This window comes from Brucella oryzae (genome assembly GCF_041929965.1).
Lineage (GTDB): Bacteria > Pseudomonadota > Alphaproteobacteria > Rhizobiales > Rhizobiaceae > Brucella > Brucella oryzae.
Map to the genome: position 1 here is coordinate 1 of NZ_JBHEEO010000039.1, position 16,960 is coordinate 16,960.

Here is a 16,960-nt window from a genome sequence, read left to right on the forward strand (position 1 = left end):
GTCTTCCCATGGTCAACGTGACCAATCGTGCCGATGTTAACGTGGGGTTTCGTACGTTCGAATTTGCTTTTTGCCATTTGAGCTCTCCGTAAATTTAGCCTGCTCAGGCATTCTTTTAATTGGGAGCGTGACCCTTAGATCACGCAAACTTCTTCTGGATTTCCTGTGCGACCGCCGTCGGAACCGGCTCATAATGGTCGAACTGCATCGTGTACTGTGCACGGCCCTGAGACATCGAACGCAGCGAATTCACATAGCCAAACATGTTGGCGAGCGGAACGTTTGCATTGACGACCGTGGCGATACCGCGGGCTTCGGTGCCGGAAATCTGACCGCGACGCGAATTCAGATCGCCGATAACGTCACCAACGTAATCTTCCGGCGTAACAACCTCGACCTTCATGATCGGCTCGAGGAGCTGAGCGCCAGCCTTCTGCGCACCTTCACGGAACGCTGCACGGGACGCGATTTCGAAGGCGAGAACAGACGAGTCAACGTCATGGTATGCACCGTCGATCAGGGTGGCCTTTACGCCGAGCATCGGGAAGCCAGCCAGCGGGCCTGCACCCATGACGCTTTCGATACCCTTCTGAACACCCGGAATGTATTCCTTCGGAACCGAGCCGCCGACAATCTTCGATTCGAAGATGAAATCGTCGCCGTCATGCGGTTCGAAGATGATCTTAACGCGAGCGAACTGACCCGAACCACCCGACTGCTTCTTATGCGTGTAATCGATTTCCGCCTGACGGGTGATCGATTCACGGTAAGCAACCTGCGGAGCACCGACGTTGGCTTCGACCTTGAATTCGCGCTTCATGCGATCGACGAGAATGTCGAGGTGAAGTTCGCCCATGCCGGCAATGATGGTCTGACCGGATTCTTCGTCCGACTTGACGCGGAAGGAAGGATCTTCGGCAGCCAGACGATTGAGCGCGATACCCATCTTTTCCTGGTCGGCCTTGGTCTTCGGCTCGATAGCGATTTCGATAACCGGATCCGGGAATTCCATGCGCTCGAGGATAACCGGCTTCAGCGGATCGCAGAGCGTATCGCCAGTGGTGGTTTCCTTGAGGCCAGCCAGAGCAACGATGTCGCCTGCAAAGGCTTCTTCGATGTCTTCACGGCTGTTGGAGTGCATCTGCAGCATACGGCCGATGCGCTCACGCTTGCCCTTGACGGTGTTTTCGAGCGAAATGCCCTTGGTCAGCTTGCCCGAGTAAATACGAGCGAAGGTCAGCGAACCAACGAACGGGTCGTTCATGATCTTGAATGCGAGCATCGAGAGCGGTGCTTCATCCGAAGATTCACGCGTGGTTTCCGTTTCGGTCTTGACGTCGATACCCTTGATGGCGGGAACATCGGTCGGAGCCGGAAGGAATGCCACAACTGCGTCGAGAAGCGGCTGGATGCCACGGTTCTTGAACGCGGTACCGCAAAGAACCGGATGGAACTTGACGTCAATGGTGCCCTTGCGGATCAGCGCGCGCAGCTCGTCGTTCGTCGGCATGGTGCCTTCGAGATAAGCTTCCATGGCAGCTTCGTCGATTTCCACGGCCAACTCGATGAGCTTTTCGCGATATTCTTCGGCCTGATCCTTGAGGTGCTCAGGAACTTCACCAACGGTCGCAGATGCGCCGATCGTGCCATCCCAGGTCAGAGCCTTCATTTCGATCAGGTCGATGACGCCTTCGAACTCATTTTCAGCGCCGATCGGCAGCTGAATCGGAAGTGCTACTGCGCCAAGACGCGAACCGACCATTTCTACGCAACGATAGAAATCGGCACCGATCTTGTCCATCTTGTTGACGAAGACCATACGCGGAACGTGATACTTTTCAGCCTGACGCCACACGGTTTCCGTCTGAGGCTCAACGCCAGCATTGGCGTCAAGCAACGCAATTGCGCCGTCGAGAACGCGGAGCGAGCGCTCAACTTCAATCGTGAAGTCAACGTGGCCCGGCGTGTCGATGATGTTGAAGCGGCGCTTCTTGCCATCCTGACCCTGCCAGAACGTGGTCGTGGCAGCGGACGTGATGGTGATACCGCGTTCCTGCTCCTGCTCCATCCAGTCCATGGTCGACGCACCATCGTGGGTTTCGCCGATCTTATGGTTCTTACCGGTATAGAACAGAATACGCTCGGTCATCGTCGTCTTACCGGCGTCGATGTGAGCCATGATACCGAAATTGCGGTAGTCTTCGATTTTATATTCGCGGGCCATGATAGTTGCTCTTTGAATAGGTTTCGACGATTACCAGCGGTAATGCGAGAAGGCGCGGTTGGCTTCAGCCATGCGGTGCGTGTCTTCACGCTTCTTCACAGCAGAACCACGGTTGTTAGCAGCGTCAAGCAGCTCACCCGAGAGACGGTCGATCATCGTCGTCTCGTTACGGCCACGAGCAGCATTGATGAGCCAACGAATGGCAAGTGCCTGGCGGCGTTCTGGACGCACATCGACCGGAACCTGATAGGTTGCACCACCAACGCGGCGCGAACGGACTTCGATGTGCGGAGCTACGTTGTCGAGCGCCTGATGGAACAGCGCGACCGGCTCGGACTTTGCCTTGACTTCGATTACATCGAGCGCACCGTAAACGATGCTTTCAGCAACCGACTTCTTGCCATGAAGCATGACTGCATTCATGAACTTCGTGATAACGAGATCGCCGAACTTCGGATCCGGATTGATCTCACGCTTCTCAGCCTTATGGCGTCTGGACATTTCGTCTCTTCTTTCAATTACATCGGGCTCAGCTCGCCTTCTGGCGGCCGGTATCCCCGGAAAATCTTACTTCGGACGCTTTGCACCGTACTTCGAACGGCGCTGCTTGCGGTTCTTGACACCCTGGGTATCGAGAACGCCGCGGATGATGTGGTAACGCACACCCGGCAAGTCCTTTACACGACCGCCGCGGATCATGACGACGGAGTGCTCCTGCAGGTTATGCCCTTCACCAGGAATATAACCAATAACTTCGAAGCCGTTCGTCAGACGAACCTTGGCAACCTTACGGAGAGCCGAGTTCGGCTTCTTCGGGGTCGTCGTGTAAACGCGAGTGCAAACACCGCGCTTCTGAGGGTTTGCCTGCAGTGCAGGAACCTTATTGCGCTTTACCGGCGCAATGCGCGGCTTGCGGATAAGCTGGTTTACGGTTGGCATACAACCTTCCTCTTTAAAAAATCTCGTATCCACGCCCCAAGGGGCCGTTTCACCGGCATGCTCATGCGCAAATTCGGAGTCAGCCCTCGTCAACCGGTGGCCACCCCGAACAAAAGCAGAGGAAGCTGACGCTTCATGCGAACGGCAAGTTGCATTTCGATCGTAAAACGAACCCTGTTTGAGATGAACTTCAGGGCGCGTCGCCCCGAAAAAGCTTGTCTCACATCGGCTCAGATGGGGTGCTGATACGTCTTTAGCGACGTTTCGTCAAGGGCAGCAGCTCAAGTTTCTTCAATAGAAGGCTCGAAACCGGCGTTTTGGCTCCGTCCGGACAGGTTATTGCGCCGCATTTGACGTCTATTCGCTAATATTTCGCGATCAAAACCGTCATTTTCCTATGCAAGCATGGCGCAGCCACTCAGGTCAGGTTATTGAAGCACATCTGAGTCGAAACGCAACAGAATATTAAGGGTTTCTCAATGTCTTCCACATCCCCAACAGCCGGCGACGATTCGCCGATCGTTCATCTCGTCATCGCTGACGTCTGGAACGAAGGTGAAGAATCTCCGGTCGAAGTGCATCTGCTTTTGAAATCGGACGAGAATGAGGATCTGGTTCAGACCGTCCTGAGCATTCTTGCTGAAGAAGGCTATCATGAAGCCGAGCTTCTTGAGATGGGCACACTGACCGAAGAGCCGGAAGAAGAACCGCACAAGAGCGCCTGGGCCACGGCGCTCAGCGGTGAAGTCGCACTGATCGAATTCGACGGCGATGACGACGAAGAAGAGTAAGATCAGCAAGACAGCGCCAGTTTCGACCGGCTCTTTTTAATTTGCAAAGCTGTTTTACACTTTTTCAGAAAACAATCTGAATACAAAAAGGCCGCCCCGAAAGGCGGCCTTTTTTAGTTTCATATCTGCCGATTTTACTCGGCAGCGTTGTTGGTCATGTCGACCAGCATCGCATTGGCTTCGGCAGATCCCGAAGTCTTGCGGCGCTCATCGATAATCAGTTCGTCGCGTGCGGTTGCAATACGACGAATCTGGTTGGTCATGCCGCCCGTACCGGCCGGAATGAGACGGCCGACGATGACGTTTTCCTTGAGACCTTGCAGCGTATCCATCTTGCCGGCAACCGCAGCTTCGGTAAGCACGCGGGTCGTTTCCTGGAACGATGCAGCCGAGATGAACGATGGCGTCTGAAGCGAAGCCTTGGTAATACCGAGGAGAACAGGATTGCCGGAGCCCGGCTTCTTGCCGTCTTCGATAAGACGTTCGTTGATCTCTTCCAGCTCGATGCGGTCGACGTGGTCGCCCGGAATATAGCCGGTATCGCCGGATTCCGTGATTTCCACCTTCTGCAGCATCTGACGGACAATCACTTCGATGTGTTTGTCGTTGATCAAAACGCCCTGCAAACGATAAACTTCCTGGATTTCGTTCACGAGATACGAAGCCAGAGCTTCGACGCCCTTGATCGCCAGAATATCATGCGGTGCCGGGTTGCCGTCGAGGATGTACTCACCCTTTTCGATGACGTCGCCGTCCTGAAGATGGAACGGCTTGCCCTTCGGAATGAGGTACTCGACCGGTTCGATCGTGTCGTCGTTCGGCTCGATGATGATGCGACGCTTGTTCTTGTAGTCGCGACCGAAACGAACGGTACCATCGATCTCTGCAATGACGGCATGATCCTTCGGACGACGTGCTTCGAACAGTTCGGCCACGCGCGGCAGACCACCGGTGATGTCCTTGGTCTTGGCGCTTTCCATCGGCAGACGGGCGATAACGTCACCAGCCTTCACATGCGCGCCAGGTTCGACCGAAAGGATCGATTCCACGGAGAGCAGGAAGCGGGCATCGCCACCCTTCGACAACTTCAGGGTCTTGCCAGCCTTGTCCTTGATGACCATAGCCGGTTTGAGGTCCGAACCGCGCGGGGTCGAACGCCAGTCGATGACGACGCGCTTGGTGATACCGGTCGATTCGTCCGCCGATTCCGAAACCGAGAGACCATCGACGAGATCTTCGAACTCAACGTAGCCTTCAACTTCGGTCATGATCGGGCGAGTATACGGATCCCACTCGGCTATACGCTGGCCGCGCTTGACCGTATCGCCCTCATCCACGAACAGACGCGAACCGTAGGTCACGCGATGGACCGCACGTTCCTTGCCCGTAGCGTCGAGGATCAGGACTGCCATGTTACGGCCCATCACCACGAGGTTGCCATCGGAGTTACGAACCACATTGCGGTTACGCAGCTTGACGGTGCCTTCATACGAAGCTTCCAGGTAGGACGAGTCGACAACCTGCGCCGTGCCGCCCAAGTGGAAGGTACGCATGGTGAGCTGGGTGCCGGGCTCGCCGATCGACTGAGCAGCGATAACGCCGACAGCTTCGCCCTGATTGACCGGAGTACCGCGTGCGAGGTCGCGACCATAGCACTTGGCGCAAACGCCGTTACGGGTTTCACAGGTCAGTGCCGAACGGATGCGGATCGACTGGATACCAGCCTTCTCGATGATCTCGACGTCCTTTTCTTCGATCATGCGGCCAGCTTCGACGATGACTTCGCCGGTTGCCGGGTGCAGGATCGGATCGAGAGCCGTACGGCCCAGAACGCGCTGGCCGATCGAAGCCACGATCTGGCCGGCATCGACGATCGGCTGCATGGTGAGACCGATTTCGGCGCCGCAATCGACTTCCGAAATGATCGCATCCTGTGCAACGTCAACGAGACGACGGGTCAGGTAGCCCGAGTTAGCGGTCTTCAAGGCGGTGTCTGCCAGACCCTTACGGGCACCGTGGGTCGAGTTGAAGTACTCGTTCACGGTCAGGCCTTCCTTGAAGTTCGAGATGATCGGGGTTTCGATGATTTCACCCGACGGCTTGGCCATAAGGCCGCGCATGCCGCCAAGCTGACGCATCTGGTTGACCGAACCACGGGCACCCGAATGCGACATCATGTAGACGGAGTTCATCTGCTTCTGGCGACCGGTCACCGGATCGAATTCGACGGCCTTAAGGCGCGCCATCATCTCTTCGGTGATCTTGTCGGTAGCCTTGCCCCAGGCGTCAACGACCTTGTTGTACTTCTCGCCCTGAGTGATCAGGCCGTCATTGTACTGCTGTTCATATTCAGTCGTAAGCGCTTCGGTGTCGGCAACGATCTTCGCCTTCGTGTCCGGAATGACCATGTCATCCTTGCCGAAGGAGATGCCTGCACGGCAGGCATGGGCAAAGCCGAGCTGCATGATGCGATCACAGAAGATAACCGTCTCTTTCTGGCCGCAATGGCGGTAGACGTGGTCGATCATCTTGGAGATGTTCTTCTTGGTCATCTCCTGATTGCAGATGTCGAACGGCACATTGACGTTCTTCGGCAGCAACTCGCCGATAATCATGCGGCCCGGCGTCGTGTCGTAAATCTTCGACACAGGCTTGCCTTCGGCATCGACCGTCTTGAAGCGACCCTTGATCTTGGTGTGCAGCGTGACGACCTTGGTTTCCAGCGCGTGCTGGAGTTCACCCATATCGGCAAACACCATGCCCTCGCCCGGCTCCTTGTCTGCCACGATGGACAGATAATAGAGGCCGAGAACCATGTCCTGCGAAGGAACGATGATCGGCGCGCCGTTAGCCGGATGCAGGATGTTGTTGGTCGACATCATCAGCACGCGTGCTTCAAGCTGGGCTTCAAGCGACAGCGGAACGTGAACAGCCATCTGGTCACCGTCGAAGTCGGCGTTGAACGCCGTACAAACGAGCGGATGCAGCTGGATTGCCTTGCCTTCGATCAGGGTGGGTTCGAAGGCCTGGATGCCAAGACGGTGCAGCGTGGGCGCGCGGTTCAGAAGAACCGGATGCTCACGGATTACTTCGTCAAGGATATCCCAGACTTCCGGACGTTCCTTTTCAACCAGCTTCTTCGCCTGCTTGACGGTCGAGGAATAACCCTTCGCGTCAAGACGTGCGTAGATGAACGGCTTGAACAGCTCGAGCGCCATCTTCTTCGGCAAGCCGCACTGGTGCAGCTTGAGTTCCGGACCGGTCACGATGACCGAACGGCCCGAATAGTCGACGCGCTTGCCGAGCAGGTTCTGACGGAAGCGGCCCTGCTTGCCCTTGAGCATGTCGGACAGCGACTTCAGCGGACGCTTGTTGGCGCCGGTGATGACGCGGCCGCGACGGCCATTGTCGAACAGCGCATCGACAGCTTCCTGCAGCATGCGCTTTTCGTTGCGGATGATGATGCCCGGCGCGCGCAGTTCGATCAGGCGCTTCAGACGGTTGTTACGGTTGATGACGCGGCGGTACAGATCGTTCAAATCCGACGTCGCGAAACGACCGCCATCCAGCGGCACAAGCGGACGCAGATCCGGCGGAATGACCGGCACGATCTTCATGATCATCCATTCCGGGCGGTTTCCCGACTCCAGGAAGTTTTCGACGATCTTCAGACGCTTCATCAGCTTCTTCTGCTTCAGGTCCGAGGTGGTCTCGGCCAGATCGACGCGCAGATCTGCGGCAATCTTTTCGAGTTCCATCGAGGCCAGAAGCTCGTAAATAGCTTCTGCACCGATAAGAGCCGTAAACTGATCTTCGCCGAATTCATCGACGGCGATCATGTATTCCTCTTCCGAAAGAAGCTGATGCTCCTTCAGCGAGGTCAGGCCCGGTTCGGTCACGATGTAGTTCTCGAAATACAGGACGCGCTCGATATCCTTGAGCGTCATGTCCAGCAGCGTGCCGATACGGCTCGGGAGCGACTTCAAAAACCAGATGTGAGCAACCGGGGCTGCGAGTTCGATATGGCCCATGCGCTCGCGACGAACGCGCGAGAGCGTGACTTCCACGCCGCACTTTTCGCAGATGATGCCTTTGTATTTCATGCGCTTGTACTTACCGCACAAGCATTCATAGTCCTTGATCGGGCCGAAGATGCGCGCGCAGAAGAGACCATCGCGTTCTGGCTTGAACGTACGGTAGTTGATCGTCTCCGGCTTCTTGATCTCGCCGTATGACCAGGACAGAATCTTCTCAGGGCTGGCGATCGAGATTCTGATGGAATCGAACGTTTGCGCCGGAGCCTGAGGATTGAAAAGATTCATGACCTCTTGGTTCATGCCGTTCTCCTTGAGGGCGATCCGCCGCCCTGTGTGTCGTCGATGACAGGCTGAAAATCCCTGCCATCTGGAAAAGAAATCGCGGTACTACTCAGTTTTTGAACTGGCTTGCCGTAGTCCCGTTCCCTCCAGCGGCAAAGAAATCCGCCTTCACTGGAAACAAGTATACGGGCGCGCCACGGCAAGACCATGGCGCGCCTCGATGTTTATTCCGCCGCGTCCGGCAGGGCCGGCTGTTCAGCATCTCGCGTGTCGTCGAGTTCGACATTGAGGCCAAGCGAACGCATTTCCTTGACGAGAACGTTGAAGCTCTCTGGGATGCCCGCTTCGAACGTGTCGTCTCCGCGCACGATGGCTTCGTAGACCTTGGTACGGCCTGCCACGTCGTCCGACTTGACGGTCAGCATTTCCTGCAGCGTGTAGGCCGCACCATATGCTTCCAGTGCCCAGACCTCCATTTCGCCGAAGCGCTGGCCACCGAATTGGGCCTTGCCGCCCAGAGGCTGCTGCGTAACGAGCGAGTAAGGTCCGATCGAACGGGCGTGTATCTTGTCGTCGACCAGGTGGTGGAGCTTCAACATATAGATGTAGCCCATGGTCACCTGACGATCGAACGGCTCACCCGTACGTCCATCGTAAAGCGTCGACTGACCCGACGTCGCAAGACCGGCATCCGTCAGCATCGCATTGATGTCGGCTTCGACGGCACCGTCGAAGACCGGCGTTGCGATAGACACGCCGCGCTTCACCTGATTGGCCAGCATGAGGACGGAATCGTCATCATAAGACCGGACCGGTTCGTTGCGGTCGTTGTCCGGATAGATGTGCTCCAGCGTTTCACGCAGAGGCTCGATATTGGCCGTCTTGCGATAAACGTCGATGAGCTCACCGATCTTCTTGCCCATGCCGGCACATGCCCAGCCGAGGTGGGTTTCCAGAATCTGGCCCACATTCATACGGCTCGGAACGCCAAGCGGGTTCAACACGATGTCGGCATGCGTACCGTCTTCGAGGAACGGCATGTCTTCCACCGGCAGAATGCGCGAAACCACACCCTTGTTGCCGTGACGGCCAGCCATCTTGTCGCCCGGCTGGATCTTGCGCTTCACAGCGACAAAGACCTTGACCATCTTCATGACGCCTGGAGGCATCTCGTCGCCGCGCTGTACCTTCTCGACCTTGTCCATGAAGCGTGCTTCGAGCAGCTTCTTGGAGTCGTCGTACTGGCTGCGAAGCGCTTCGAGTTCGCCCTGGAGCTTCTCGTCGTCGACAGCAAACTGCCACCACTGCGACCGCGGATATTCGGTCATCAGTTCGCGGGTGATCGCCGTGCCCTTCTTGAAGCCCTTCGGCCCCGCTGCGGCAACCTTGCCGTCGATCATGTCGGCAAGACGGCCATAGACGTTGCGGTCCAGAATAGCCTGTTCGTCGTCACGGTCCTTGGCGAGACGCTCGATTTCCTCGCGCTCGATAGCCATGGCGCGCTCGTCCTTTTCAACGCCGTGGCGATTGAAAACGCGAACTTCCACAACCGTACCGTAGGTTCCAGGCGGCATACGCATGGAGGTGTCACGAACGTCCGATGCCTTTTCACCGAAGATGGCGCGCAGAAGCTTTTCTTCCGGCGTCATCGGGCTCTCGCCCTTCGGCGTGATCTTACCGACAAGAATGTCGCCAGGATGCACTTCAGCACCGATGTACACGATACCGGCTTCGTCGAGGTTCTTCAGCGCTTCTTCCGAAACATTCGGAATGTCGCGGGTGATTTCCTCAGGTCCAAGCTTGGTGTCGCGGGCAGCAACTTCGAATTCTTCGATGTGGATCGAAGTGAACACGTCGTCCGAAACGATCTTCTCTGAAAGAAGAATCGAATCTTCGTAGTTGTAGCCGTTCCACGGCATGAACGCGACGAGCACGTTACGGCCGAGAGCCAGATCGCCCAGATCCGTCGACGGACCGTCGGCAATGATGTCACCCTTCTGGATGCGATCGCCAACGCGCACGAGCGGACGCTGATTGATGCAGGTGTTCTGGTTCGAACGCTGGAACTTCATCAGGCGATAGATATCGACGCCCGACTTGGACGGATCGAGATCTTCGGTCGCACGGATAACGATACGCGTTGCGTCAACCTGATCGACGATACCGCCACGACGAGCAGCAATTGCCGCGCCGGAGTCACGGGCAACAATCGGTTCCATACCCGTACCGACAAACGGCGCTTCCGCGCGCACGAGCGGCACAGCCTGACGCTGCATGTTCGAGCCCATGAGAGCGCGGTTGGCGTCGTCGTTTTCCAGGAACGGAATGAGAGCCGCGGCAACCGAAACGAGCTGCTTCGGCGACACGTCCATCAGGTCCACGTTTTCACGCGGCGCCAGCATCACTTCGCCGGCATGGCGGCAGATGACGAACTCGTCAACGAAACCGCCCTGCTCGTCCAGCTCGACGTTAGCCTGTGCAACCGAGTGCTTGGCTTCTTCCATGGCCGACAGATAGACAACGTCGTTCGTTACCTTGCCGTCGACAACCTTGCGGTACGGGCTTTCAATGAAGCCGTACTTGTTGACGCGGGCAAAGGTTGCCAGCGAGTTGATCAGACCGATATTCGGGCCTTCCGGCGTTTCAATCGGACAGATACGGCCATAGTGGGTCGGATGCACGTCGCGGACTTCAAAGCCGGCGCGCTCACGGGTCAGACCGCCCGGTCCAAGAGCCGAAAGACGACGCTTGTAGGTGATTTCCGAAAGCGGATTGGTCTGATCCATGAACTGCGACAGCTGCGACGAACCGAAGAACTCACGAACGGCAGCCGCAGCGGGCTTCGCGTTGATGAGGTCCTGCGGCATGACCGTGTCGATTTCGATCGAGGACATACGTTCCTTGATCGCACGCTCCATACGGAGCAGACCGACGCGATACTGATTTTCCATCAATTCGCCGACCGAGCGCACACGACGGTTGCCGAGATTGTCGATGTCGTCGATTTCGCCGCGACCATCGCGCAATTCCACCAGCATCTTGACCACGGCCAAAATGTCTTCCTTGCGCAGAACCCGCACGGTGTCTTCCGCATCAAGGTCCAGACGCATGTTCATCTTGACGCGACCGACGGCCGAAAGGTCGTAGCGCTCGGCATCGAAGAACAGCGAGTTGAACATCGCTTCGGCGGAATCCATCGTAGGCGGTTCGCCCGGACGCATGACGCGATAGATGTCGAACAGGGCTTCCTGACGGCTTTCGTTCTTGTCGACAGCCAGCGTGTTGCGGATATACGCACCGATATTGACATGGTCGATATCAAGAACATTGATTTCCGTCTCGCCGGTATCGATCAGGGTCTTGAGGACCTTCTCGTCGATTTCGTCACCGGCTTCGAGATAGATTTCACCGGTTGCGTAATTGACGACATCTTCCGCAAGGTACGAGCCGAACAGATCGTCTTCAGTCGCCTTGATGGCCTTGAGGCCCTTTTCAGCAAGCTGCTTGGCCGAACGGGCGGTCAGCTTCTTGCCAGCTTCAAGAACGACTTCACCGGTGTCCGCATCGATGAGATCGGAGATGATCTTCATGCCCTTGAAGCGGTCAGCCGAATAAGGAATGCGCCAGTTATCGCCGTCACGCGTATAGGTAACGGTCTTGTAGAACGTCGACAGAATGTCTTCGCCGTCCATGCCAAGAGCCATCAGCAGCGTGGTGGCCGGCAGCTTGCGGCGGCGGTCGATACGTGCGTAGACGATGTCCTTGGAATCGAATTCGATATCGAGCCACGAACCGCGATAAGGGATGACGCGAGCTGCGAACAGGAGCTTGCCCGAAGAATGGGTCTTGCCCTTGTCGTGGTCGAAGAAGACACCCGGAGAACGGTGCATCTGCGAAACGATCACGCGCTCGGTGCCGTTGACGATGAAGGTGCCGTTGTCGGTCATGAGCGGCATATCGCCCATGTAGACATCCTGCTCCTTGATGTCCTTGATCGACTTCGCGCCGGTATCTTCGTCAATATCGAACACGATAAGACGCAGCGTCACCTTGAGTGGCGCCGAATACGTCAAATCGCGCTGACGGCATTCGTCAACGTCGAATTTTGGTGCATCGAACTCGTAGCGAACGAATTCGAGCATCGAAGCGCCGGAGAAATCCTGAATTGGGAAAACAGACTTGAAAACCGCCTGCAAACCCTCGTCAGAACGCCCACCGGATGGTTCTTCAACCATAAGGAACTGGTCGTAAGATGCCTTCTGAACCTCGATAAGGTTCGGCATCTCGGCGACCTCTGGGATCTTGCCGAAAAATTTGCGTACGCGCTTGCGACCATTGAATGAATGGGTCTGAGCCATCGTCGCTCCTCGTTCTATAGCCTTGCGGCTTGCTCACGCCTTGCGGCCTTTATCATGCCCCGCCCTTCGGCGGTCCCTCGAGCACATGAACCTCTAGATCGGATAGATCGAAAAGGACCATATGCAAACTTTCCAGAGCGGCCTTTTGGCGTCGTTACCGACACGCGGCGCTCTTAACGGGCTAAAACCCGTTTCCTGAAAGCCGTTCCGGCACTCAGGAAAAGGGTTCCAGTTATCCGACCCACCGGGAAAGTCCGGCGGGAACTGGCGGATGAAAAACCATCCGCCAGAATAGTCCGAACTTACTTGAGTTCGACCTTGGCGCCAGCAGCTTCGAGCTGTGCCTTGATCTTCTCAGCTTCGTCCTTCGAAGCGCCTTCCTTGACAGCCTTCGGAGCGCCTTCGACCAGGTCCTTGGCTTCCTTGAGGCCGAGACCGGTGATTGCGCGCACTTCCTTGATCACGTTGATCTTGTTAGCGCCGCCGTCAGCGAGAACGACGTCGAATTCGGTCTTTTCTTCTGCAGCAGCAGCAGGGGCAGCGCCACCAGCAGCAGCAACTGCAACAGGAGCAGCAGCCGAAACGCCCCACTTCTCTTCGAGAAGCTTCGAAAGCTCTGCAGCTTCGAGAACGGTCAGTGCCGACAGGTCATCAACGATCTTTGCGAGATCAGCCATTTTGGTATTTCCTTAGTTTCAAGGTTTGAACAATTGACAGCGAAAAACGGCCTTACGCCGCCTCGTTCTTCCGGGCGTGCGCGCCAATAACGCGGGCGACCTGGCCCGCTGGTGCGCTGGTAAGTACTGCGAGACGCTGAGCCGGGGTCTGGATCATTCCAACCAGCTTTGCGCGCAGTTCGTCGAGCGACGGGAGCGAAGCAAGCGACTTGACGCCATCGGCGTTAAGCGTCGTTGCACCCATTGCACCACCGAGGATAACGAGCTTGTCGTTAGCCTTGGCGAATTCGACGGCTACCTTCGGAGCAGCAATCGGGTCGTTTGCGTAAGCAACAACCGTCTGACCTGTAAACAGATCAGAAATGCCTTCCGATTCCGTGCCCTGAAGAGCGATCTTGGCAAGGCGGTTTTTCGCGACTTTAACGGACCCACCTGCATCACGCATCTTCGAGCGAAGATCGCTCATCTGCGCAACGGTGAGACCGGTATAGTGGGCCACGACGACCGAACCGGACTCTTTAAAAGCGCCGTTCAGCCACGAGACAAATTCGCGTTTTTCCGCTCTATCCACTGTCTCTCTCCAGTAGGCAGGACCACATGGCCCTGCCGGGTTGCCTTTGCCGGACAAACTTCACAGTAAGCCCGACGTTCGAGGATCCTGTCCCCTTCAGCTATCCTGGAAGCCAGGCGTCACTCAAAGGCAACTACGGTTCAAACCTTGCATGCGTATTCACGCGAAACAGGGTTATTCCACGTCTCATGCAGGCCATATGTTTAAGGATTATCACCCGAAGATGATGATCCGCCTGCAATCTCGGACAGGATAACCGGACTTTCGTCCGGCTATCCGGATCTTGCGATCCGGAATTCTTGTATCGCCCTACCCTTTTCCGGGAAAGGCTTGGGCCCCGGCAAACCGGAGCCCTGAAAACTTAGGCGACGACCTTGACGGTTGCCGGATCGACCTTGACGCCAACGCCCATGGTCGAGGAAAGCGATACGCGCTTGACGTATTCACCCTTGGCAGCCGACGGCTTTGCCTTGATGACGGCGTCAGCGAAAGCCTTGATGTTTTCTTCGAGCTTGGCATTGTCGAAGGAAACCTTGCCGATACCGGCATGGATGATACCAGCCTTCTCGACGCGGAACTCGACTGCACCGCCCTTGGAAGCAGCAACTGCAGCTGCAACGTCGGTGGTGACGGTACCAACCTTCGGGTTCGGCATCATGCCACGGGGCCCAAGAACCTTACCGAGACGGCCAACGAGCGGCATCATGTCCGGGGTTGCAATGCAGCGATCGAAGTCGATCTTGCCACCATTGACGATTTCGAACAGTTCTTCCGCACCGACGATGTCAGCGCCAGCCTTCTTGGCTTCTTCAGCCTTGTCGCCGCGAGCGAAAACAGCAACGCGAACCGTACGGCCCGTGCCATTCGGCAGGTTGACGACGCCGCGGACCATCTGGTCAGCGTGGCGCGGATCGACGCCGAGGTTCATCGCGATTTCGATGGTTTCATCGAACTTGGCGACAGCACGTTCCTTGACGAGGCCGATAGCAGCCGACAGATCGTAAAGCTTGTTGCGATCAACGCCTTCACGGATCTTGTTAATGCGCTTGGAAATCTTCGCCATCGTCTCAGCCCACCACTTCCAGGCCCATCGAACGGGCAGAACCTTCGATCATGCGCATCGCTGCTTCAATGTCAGCGGCGTTCAGATCCTTCATCTTCGCTTCAGCGATCGTGCGAACCTTGTCGCGGGTGATCGTGCCGGCGCTTGCCTTGCCCGGGGTCTTCGAACCGGACTTGAGGTTAGCGGCCTTCTTGAGGAAGTAGGTCACCGGAGGCGTCTTCATCACAAAAGTGAAAGACTTGTCCTGATAATAGGTGATCACGACTGGAATCGGCGAACCCTTTTCCATTTCCTGCGAGGCAGCATTGAACGCCTTGCAGAATTCCATGATGTTGATGCCGCGCTGACCCAGGGCCGGACCGATCGGGGGCGACGGATTGGCCGCACCTGCCGCTACCTGGAGCTTCAGCTGGCCTGCAATTTTCTTAGCCATTGCTTTCTGCCTTTATAAAGTGCCGGACTATCCGGCTTTCTCGATTAATGCCGGAAAATCCGGCTCTCGACTGACGCCAGCTCAACTGGCGGGCAGTTCGGTGGTCCGGAGATCGACGGCCGGCTAAGCCACCTTCCCTTCCACCACTTTCACCCCATCCGAGATTCGAACGGGGTGAATGCCCTTACGGGCGAAACGATCAGAGCTTATCGACCTGACCGTATTCCAGATCCACAGGCGTTGCGCGCCCGAAGATGGAAACCTCGACCTTGAGACGCGCACGCTCTTCGTCGACTTCCTGAACGATACCGTTGAACGACGCGAACGGACCATCGGAAACGCGAACGTTTTCGCCAATCTCGAAGGACACGGAAGTCTTTGGGCGCTCGACGCCATCCTGAACCTGGTTCAGAATCTGATCGACTTCCTTCTGGGAAACCGGAACAGGCTTGGAATCACCAAGGAAACCAGTGACTTTCGGAGTATTCTTAATAAGTGAAAAGACGGCATCCGTGAGGGTTGCGCGAACCAGCACGTAACCCGGGAAGAACTTGCGCTCTGCGTCAACCTTGCGGCCGCGGCGCACTTCAACAATCTTCTCGGTCGGCACAACGATCTGCTCGATCAGTTCGGACAGACCCTTCTGCTTCGCCTTGGCCTCGATATCCTCGGCGACCTTCTTTTCAAAATTGGAATAGGCGTGAACGATATACCAACGCGCCGTCATCTAAAACTCCCCAATCCTAACTTATCGACCAAGGCCGAGAATAAATTCTACGCCATAGGCCATAAGCTGGTCGGCAAGAAAAAAGAACGCAGCAGCCAGAAACGCCATGATCACCACCATAATGGTGGAGATGACCGTTTCACGCCGTGTAGGCCAGGTCACCTTCGCCGTTTCGGCGCGAACCTGCTGAAAAAAGGTGATCGGATTCGTCTTGGATGCCATCTGCCGCTCTGTCATTGATCCGGCGCTACCCCAAACCCTGGCCCGTCAAAACGAATCAGAAGCCTGAAGTCACGCGTATACGGCACGCAAAGCTGAAAATTCAGCCCCACGCGCCGCGTGTCTGTTGACGTTACATAGAATCGATTCCCAAAAAAAACAAGCCCAAAGGTTAAAAGAATACCATACAGGCTTATCGGAAATCCGATCCTTACGAATATCACTCGGCGCACCATCCAATCGTGCGGCGGCGATCCTTCCCTGCCCGGCCAACAAATCCCGCAGGGAATTATCATTTTCAACGGTGTCGCCCTGCCGAAGCCTGCGCCGCCATCAAAAAGGTAAGGCGGCATAGATTGCCGCCTAATTTACAATATAGAAAACGGGCGCTCATAGTCAAGCCATGAGCACCCGTTATAAAATGGCAGGGGCAGCAGGGTTCGAACCCGCGACCTACGGTTTTGGAGACCGTCGCTCTACCAACTGAGCTATACCCCTATGCGGCATTGCAATGCCTGAATGGCAGAATGCCAGACTGGCGGCGTAACCGCCAGTCAAATTGATTACTCGATGATCGAGGAGACGATGCCTGCACCGACGGTGCGGCCGCCTTCACGGATAGCGAAGCGAAGCTTCTCT

At 56.4% G+C, this 16,960-nt stretch carries 13 protein-coding genes, 1 tRNA gene and 1 pseudogene; 1 reads left to right on the forward strand and 14 read right to left on the reverse strand.

Annotation, left to right across the window (positions count from 1 at the left end; genetic code table 11):
* From JNC70_RS22040 to rpsL, 4 genes and pseudogenes are all read right to left on the reverse strand, one after another.
* Positions 1-77, reverse strand: a pseudogene (locus JNC70_RS22040) (GTP-binding protein); the annotation flags it as partial.
* 62 nt (positions 78-139) lie between these two features.
* A complete protein-coding gene (fusA, locus tag JNC70_RS22045; RefSeq protein WP_104756814.1) occupies positions 140-2,224 on the reverse strand; it encodes an elongation factor G in 2,085 nt (694 codons plus the stop codon).
* 30 nt (positions 2,225-2,254) lie between these two features.
* The gene (rpsG, locus tag JNC70_RS22050; protein ID WP_104756815.1) at positions 2,255-2,725 is read right to left on the reverse strand and encodes a 30S ribosomal protein S7; all 471 of its coding nucleotides are present in this window, start codon (positions 2,723-2,725) and stop codon (positions 2,255-2,257) included.
* Positions 2,726-2,791: 66 nt separating this feature from the next.
* Positions 2,792-3,163 (reverse strand): 30S ribosomal protein S12, encoded by a 372-nt coding sequence (gene rpsL, locus JNC70_RS22055; RefSeq protein WP_006471111.1) that lies wholly within the window; start codon positions 3,161-3,163, stop codon positions 2,792-2,794.
* A gap of 479 nt (positions 3,164-3,642) precedes the next feature.
* Here rpsL and JNC70_RS22060 point away from each other — a divergent pair, with 479 nt between their 5' ends.
* Positions 3,643-3,954, forward strand: a complete 312-nt coding sequence (locus JNC70_RS22060; protein WP_104756816.1) for a hypothetical protein — start codon at positions 3,643-3,645, stop codon at positions 3,952-3,954.
* A gap of 134 nt (positions 3,955-4,088) precedes the next feature.
* On the opposite strand, the gene rpoC is transcribed toward JNC70_RS22060, so the two are convergent.
* The 10 genes from rpoC to JNC70_RS22110 form a co-directional block, all read right to left on the reverse strand.
* The gene (rpoC, locus tag JNC70_RS22065; protein ID WP_104756817.1) at positions 4,089-8,291 is read right to left on the reverse strand and encodes a DNA-directed RNA polymerase subunit beta'; all 4,203 of its coding nucleotides are present in this window, start codon (positions 8,289-8,291) and stop codon (positions 4,089-4,091) included.
* A 206-nt stretch (positions 8,292-8,497) separates the two neighbouring features.
* Entirely contained in the window at positions 8,498-12,631 is a 4,134-nt protein-coding gene (gene rpoB / locus JNC70_RS22070; protein WP_374789003.1) for a DNA-directed RNA polymerase subunit beta, read from the reverse strand.
* 302 nt (positions 12,632-12,933) lie between these two features.
* The gene (gene rplL / locus JNC70_RS22075; RefSeq protein WP_010659906.1) at positions 12,934-13,308 is read right to left on the reverse strand and encodes a 50S ribosomal protein L7/L12; all 375 of its coding nucleotides are present in this window, start codon (positions 13,306-13,308) and stop codon (positions 12,934-12,936) included.
* A 52-nt stretch (positions 13,309-13,360) separates the two neighbouring features.
* Positions 13,361-13,879, reverse strand: coding sequence for a 50S ribosomal protein L10 (gene rplJ / locus JNC70_RS22080; protein WP_104756821.1), 519 nt, complete (start codon positions 13,877-13,879; stop codon positions 13,361-13,363).
* 361 nt (positions 13,880-14,240) lie between these two features.
* Positions 14,241-14,942 (reverse strand): 50S ribosomal protein L1, encoded by a 702-nt coding sequence (rplA, locus tag JNC70_RS22085; protein WP_010659904.1) that lies wholly within the window; start codon positions 14,940-14,942, stop codon positions 14,241-14,243.
* A 4-nt stretch (positions 14,943-14,946) separates the two neighbouring features.
* Positions 14,947-15,375: a 50S ribosomal protein L11 gene (gene rplK, locus JNC70_RS22090; RefSeq protein WP_006467042.1), complete on the reverse strand. Its 429-nt coding sequence runs from the start codon at positions 15,373-15,375 to the stop codon at positions 14,947-14,949.
* Positions 15,376-15,574: 199 nt separating this feature from the next.
* On the reverse strand, positions 15,575-16,102 hold the full coding sequence (gene nusG / locus JNC70_RS22095; protein WP_006467043.1) for a transcription termination/antitermination protein NusG: 528 nt from the start codon (positions 16,100-16,102) through the stop codon (positions 15,575-15,577).
* Between the two features lie 21 nt (positions 16,103-16,123).
* Positions 16,124-16,324, reverse strand: a complete 201-nt coding sequence (gene secE, locus JNC70_RS22100) for a preprotein translocase subunit SecE (protein WP_002964376.1) — start codon at positions 16,322-16,324, stop codon at positions 16,124-16,126.
* Between the two features lie 419 nt (positions 16,325-16,743).
* Positions 16,744-16,819, reverse strand: a tRNA-Trp gene (locus JNC70_RS22105).
* 65 nt (positions 16,820-16,884) lie between these two features.
* The coding region (locus tag JNC70_RS22110) for an EF-Tu C-terminal domain-related protein (protein ID WP_080641667.1) at positions 16,885-16,960 on the reverse strand (76 nt) is incomplete at its 5' end.

Excerpts from the sequence above, each read along its gene's own strand:
- fusA (WP_104756814.1), bottom strand. The coding sequence starts at position 2,224 with ATGGCCCGCGAATATAAAATCGAAGACTACCGCAATTTCGGTATCATG.
- rpsG (WP_104756815.1), bottom strand. The coding sequence starts at position 2,725 with ATGTCCAGACGCCATAAGGCTGAGAAGCGTGAGATCAATCCGGATCCG.
- rpsL (WP_006471111.1), bottom strand. The coding sequence starts at position 3,163 with ATGCCAACCGTAAACCAGCTTATCCGCAAGCCGCGCATTGCGCCGGTA.
- JNC70_RS22060 (WP_104756816.1), top strand. The coding sequence starts at position 3,643 with ATGTCTTCCACATCCCCAACAGCCGGCGACGATTCGCCGATCGTTCAT.
- rpoC (WP_104756817.1), bottom strand. The coding sequence starts at position 8,291 with ATGAACCAAGAGGTCATGAATCTTTTCAATCCTCAGGCTCCGGCGCAA.
- rpoB (WP_374789003.1), bottom strand. The coding sequence starts at position 12,631 with ATGGCTCAGACCCATTCATTCAATGGTCGCAAGCGCGTACGCAAATTT.
- rplL (WP_010659906.1), bottom strand. The coding sequence starts at position 13,308 with ATGGCTGATCTCGCAAAGATCGTTGATGACCTGTCGGCACTGACCGTT.
- rplA (WP_010659904.1), bottom strand. The coding sequence starts at position 14,942 with ATGGCGAAGATTTCCAAGCGCATTAACAAGATCCGTGAAGGCGTTGAT.
- rplK (WP_006467042.1), bottom strand. The coding sequence starts at position 15,375 with ATGGCTAAGAAAATTGCAGGCCAGCTGAAGCTCCAGGTAGCGGCAGGT.
- nusG (WP_006467043.1), bottom strand. The coding sequence starts at position 16,102 with ATGACGGCGCGTTGGTATATCGTTCACGCCTATTCCAATTTTGAAAAG.
- secE (WP_002964376.1), bottom strand. The coding sequence starts at position 16,324 with ATGGCATCCAAGACGAATCCGATCACCTTTTTTCAGCAGGTTCGCGCC.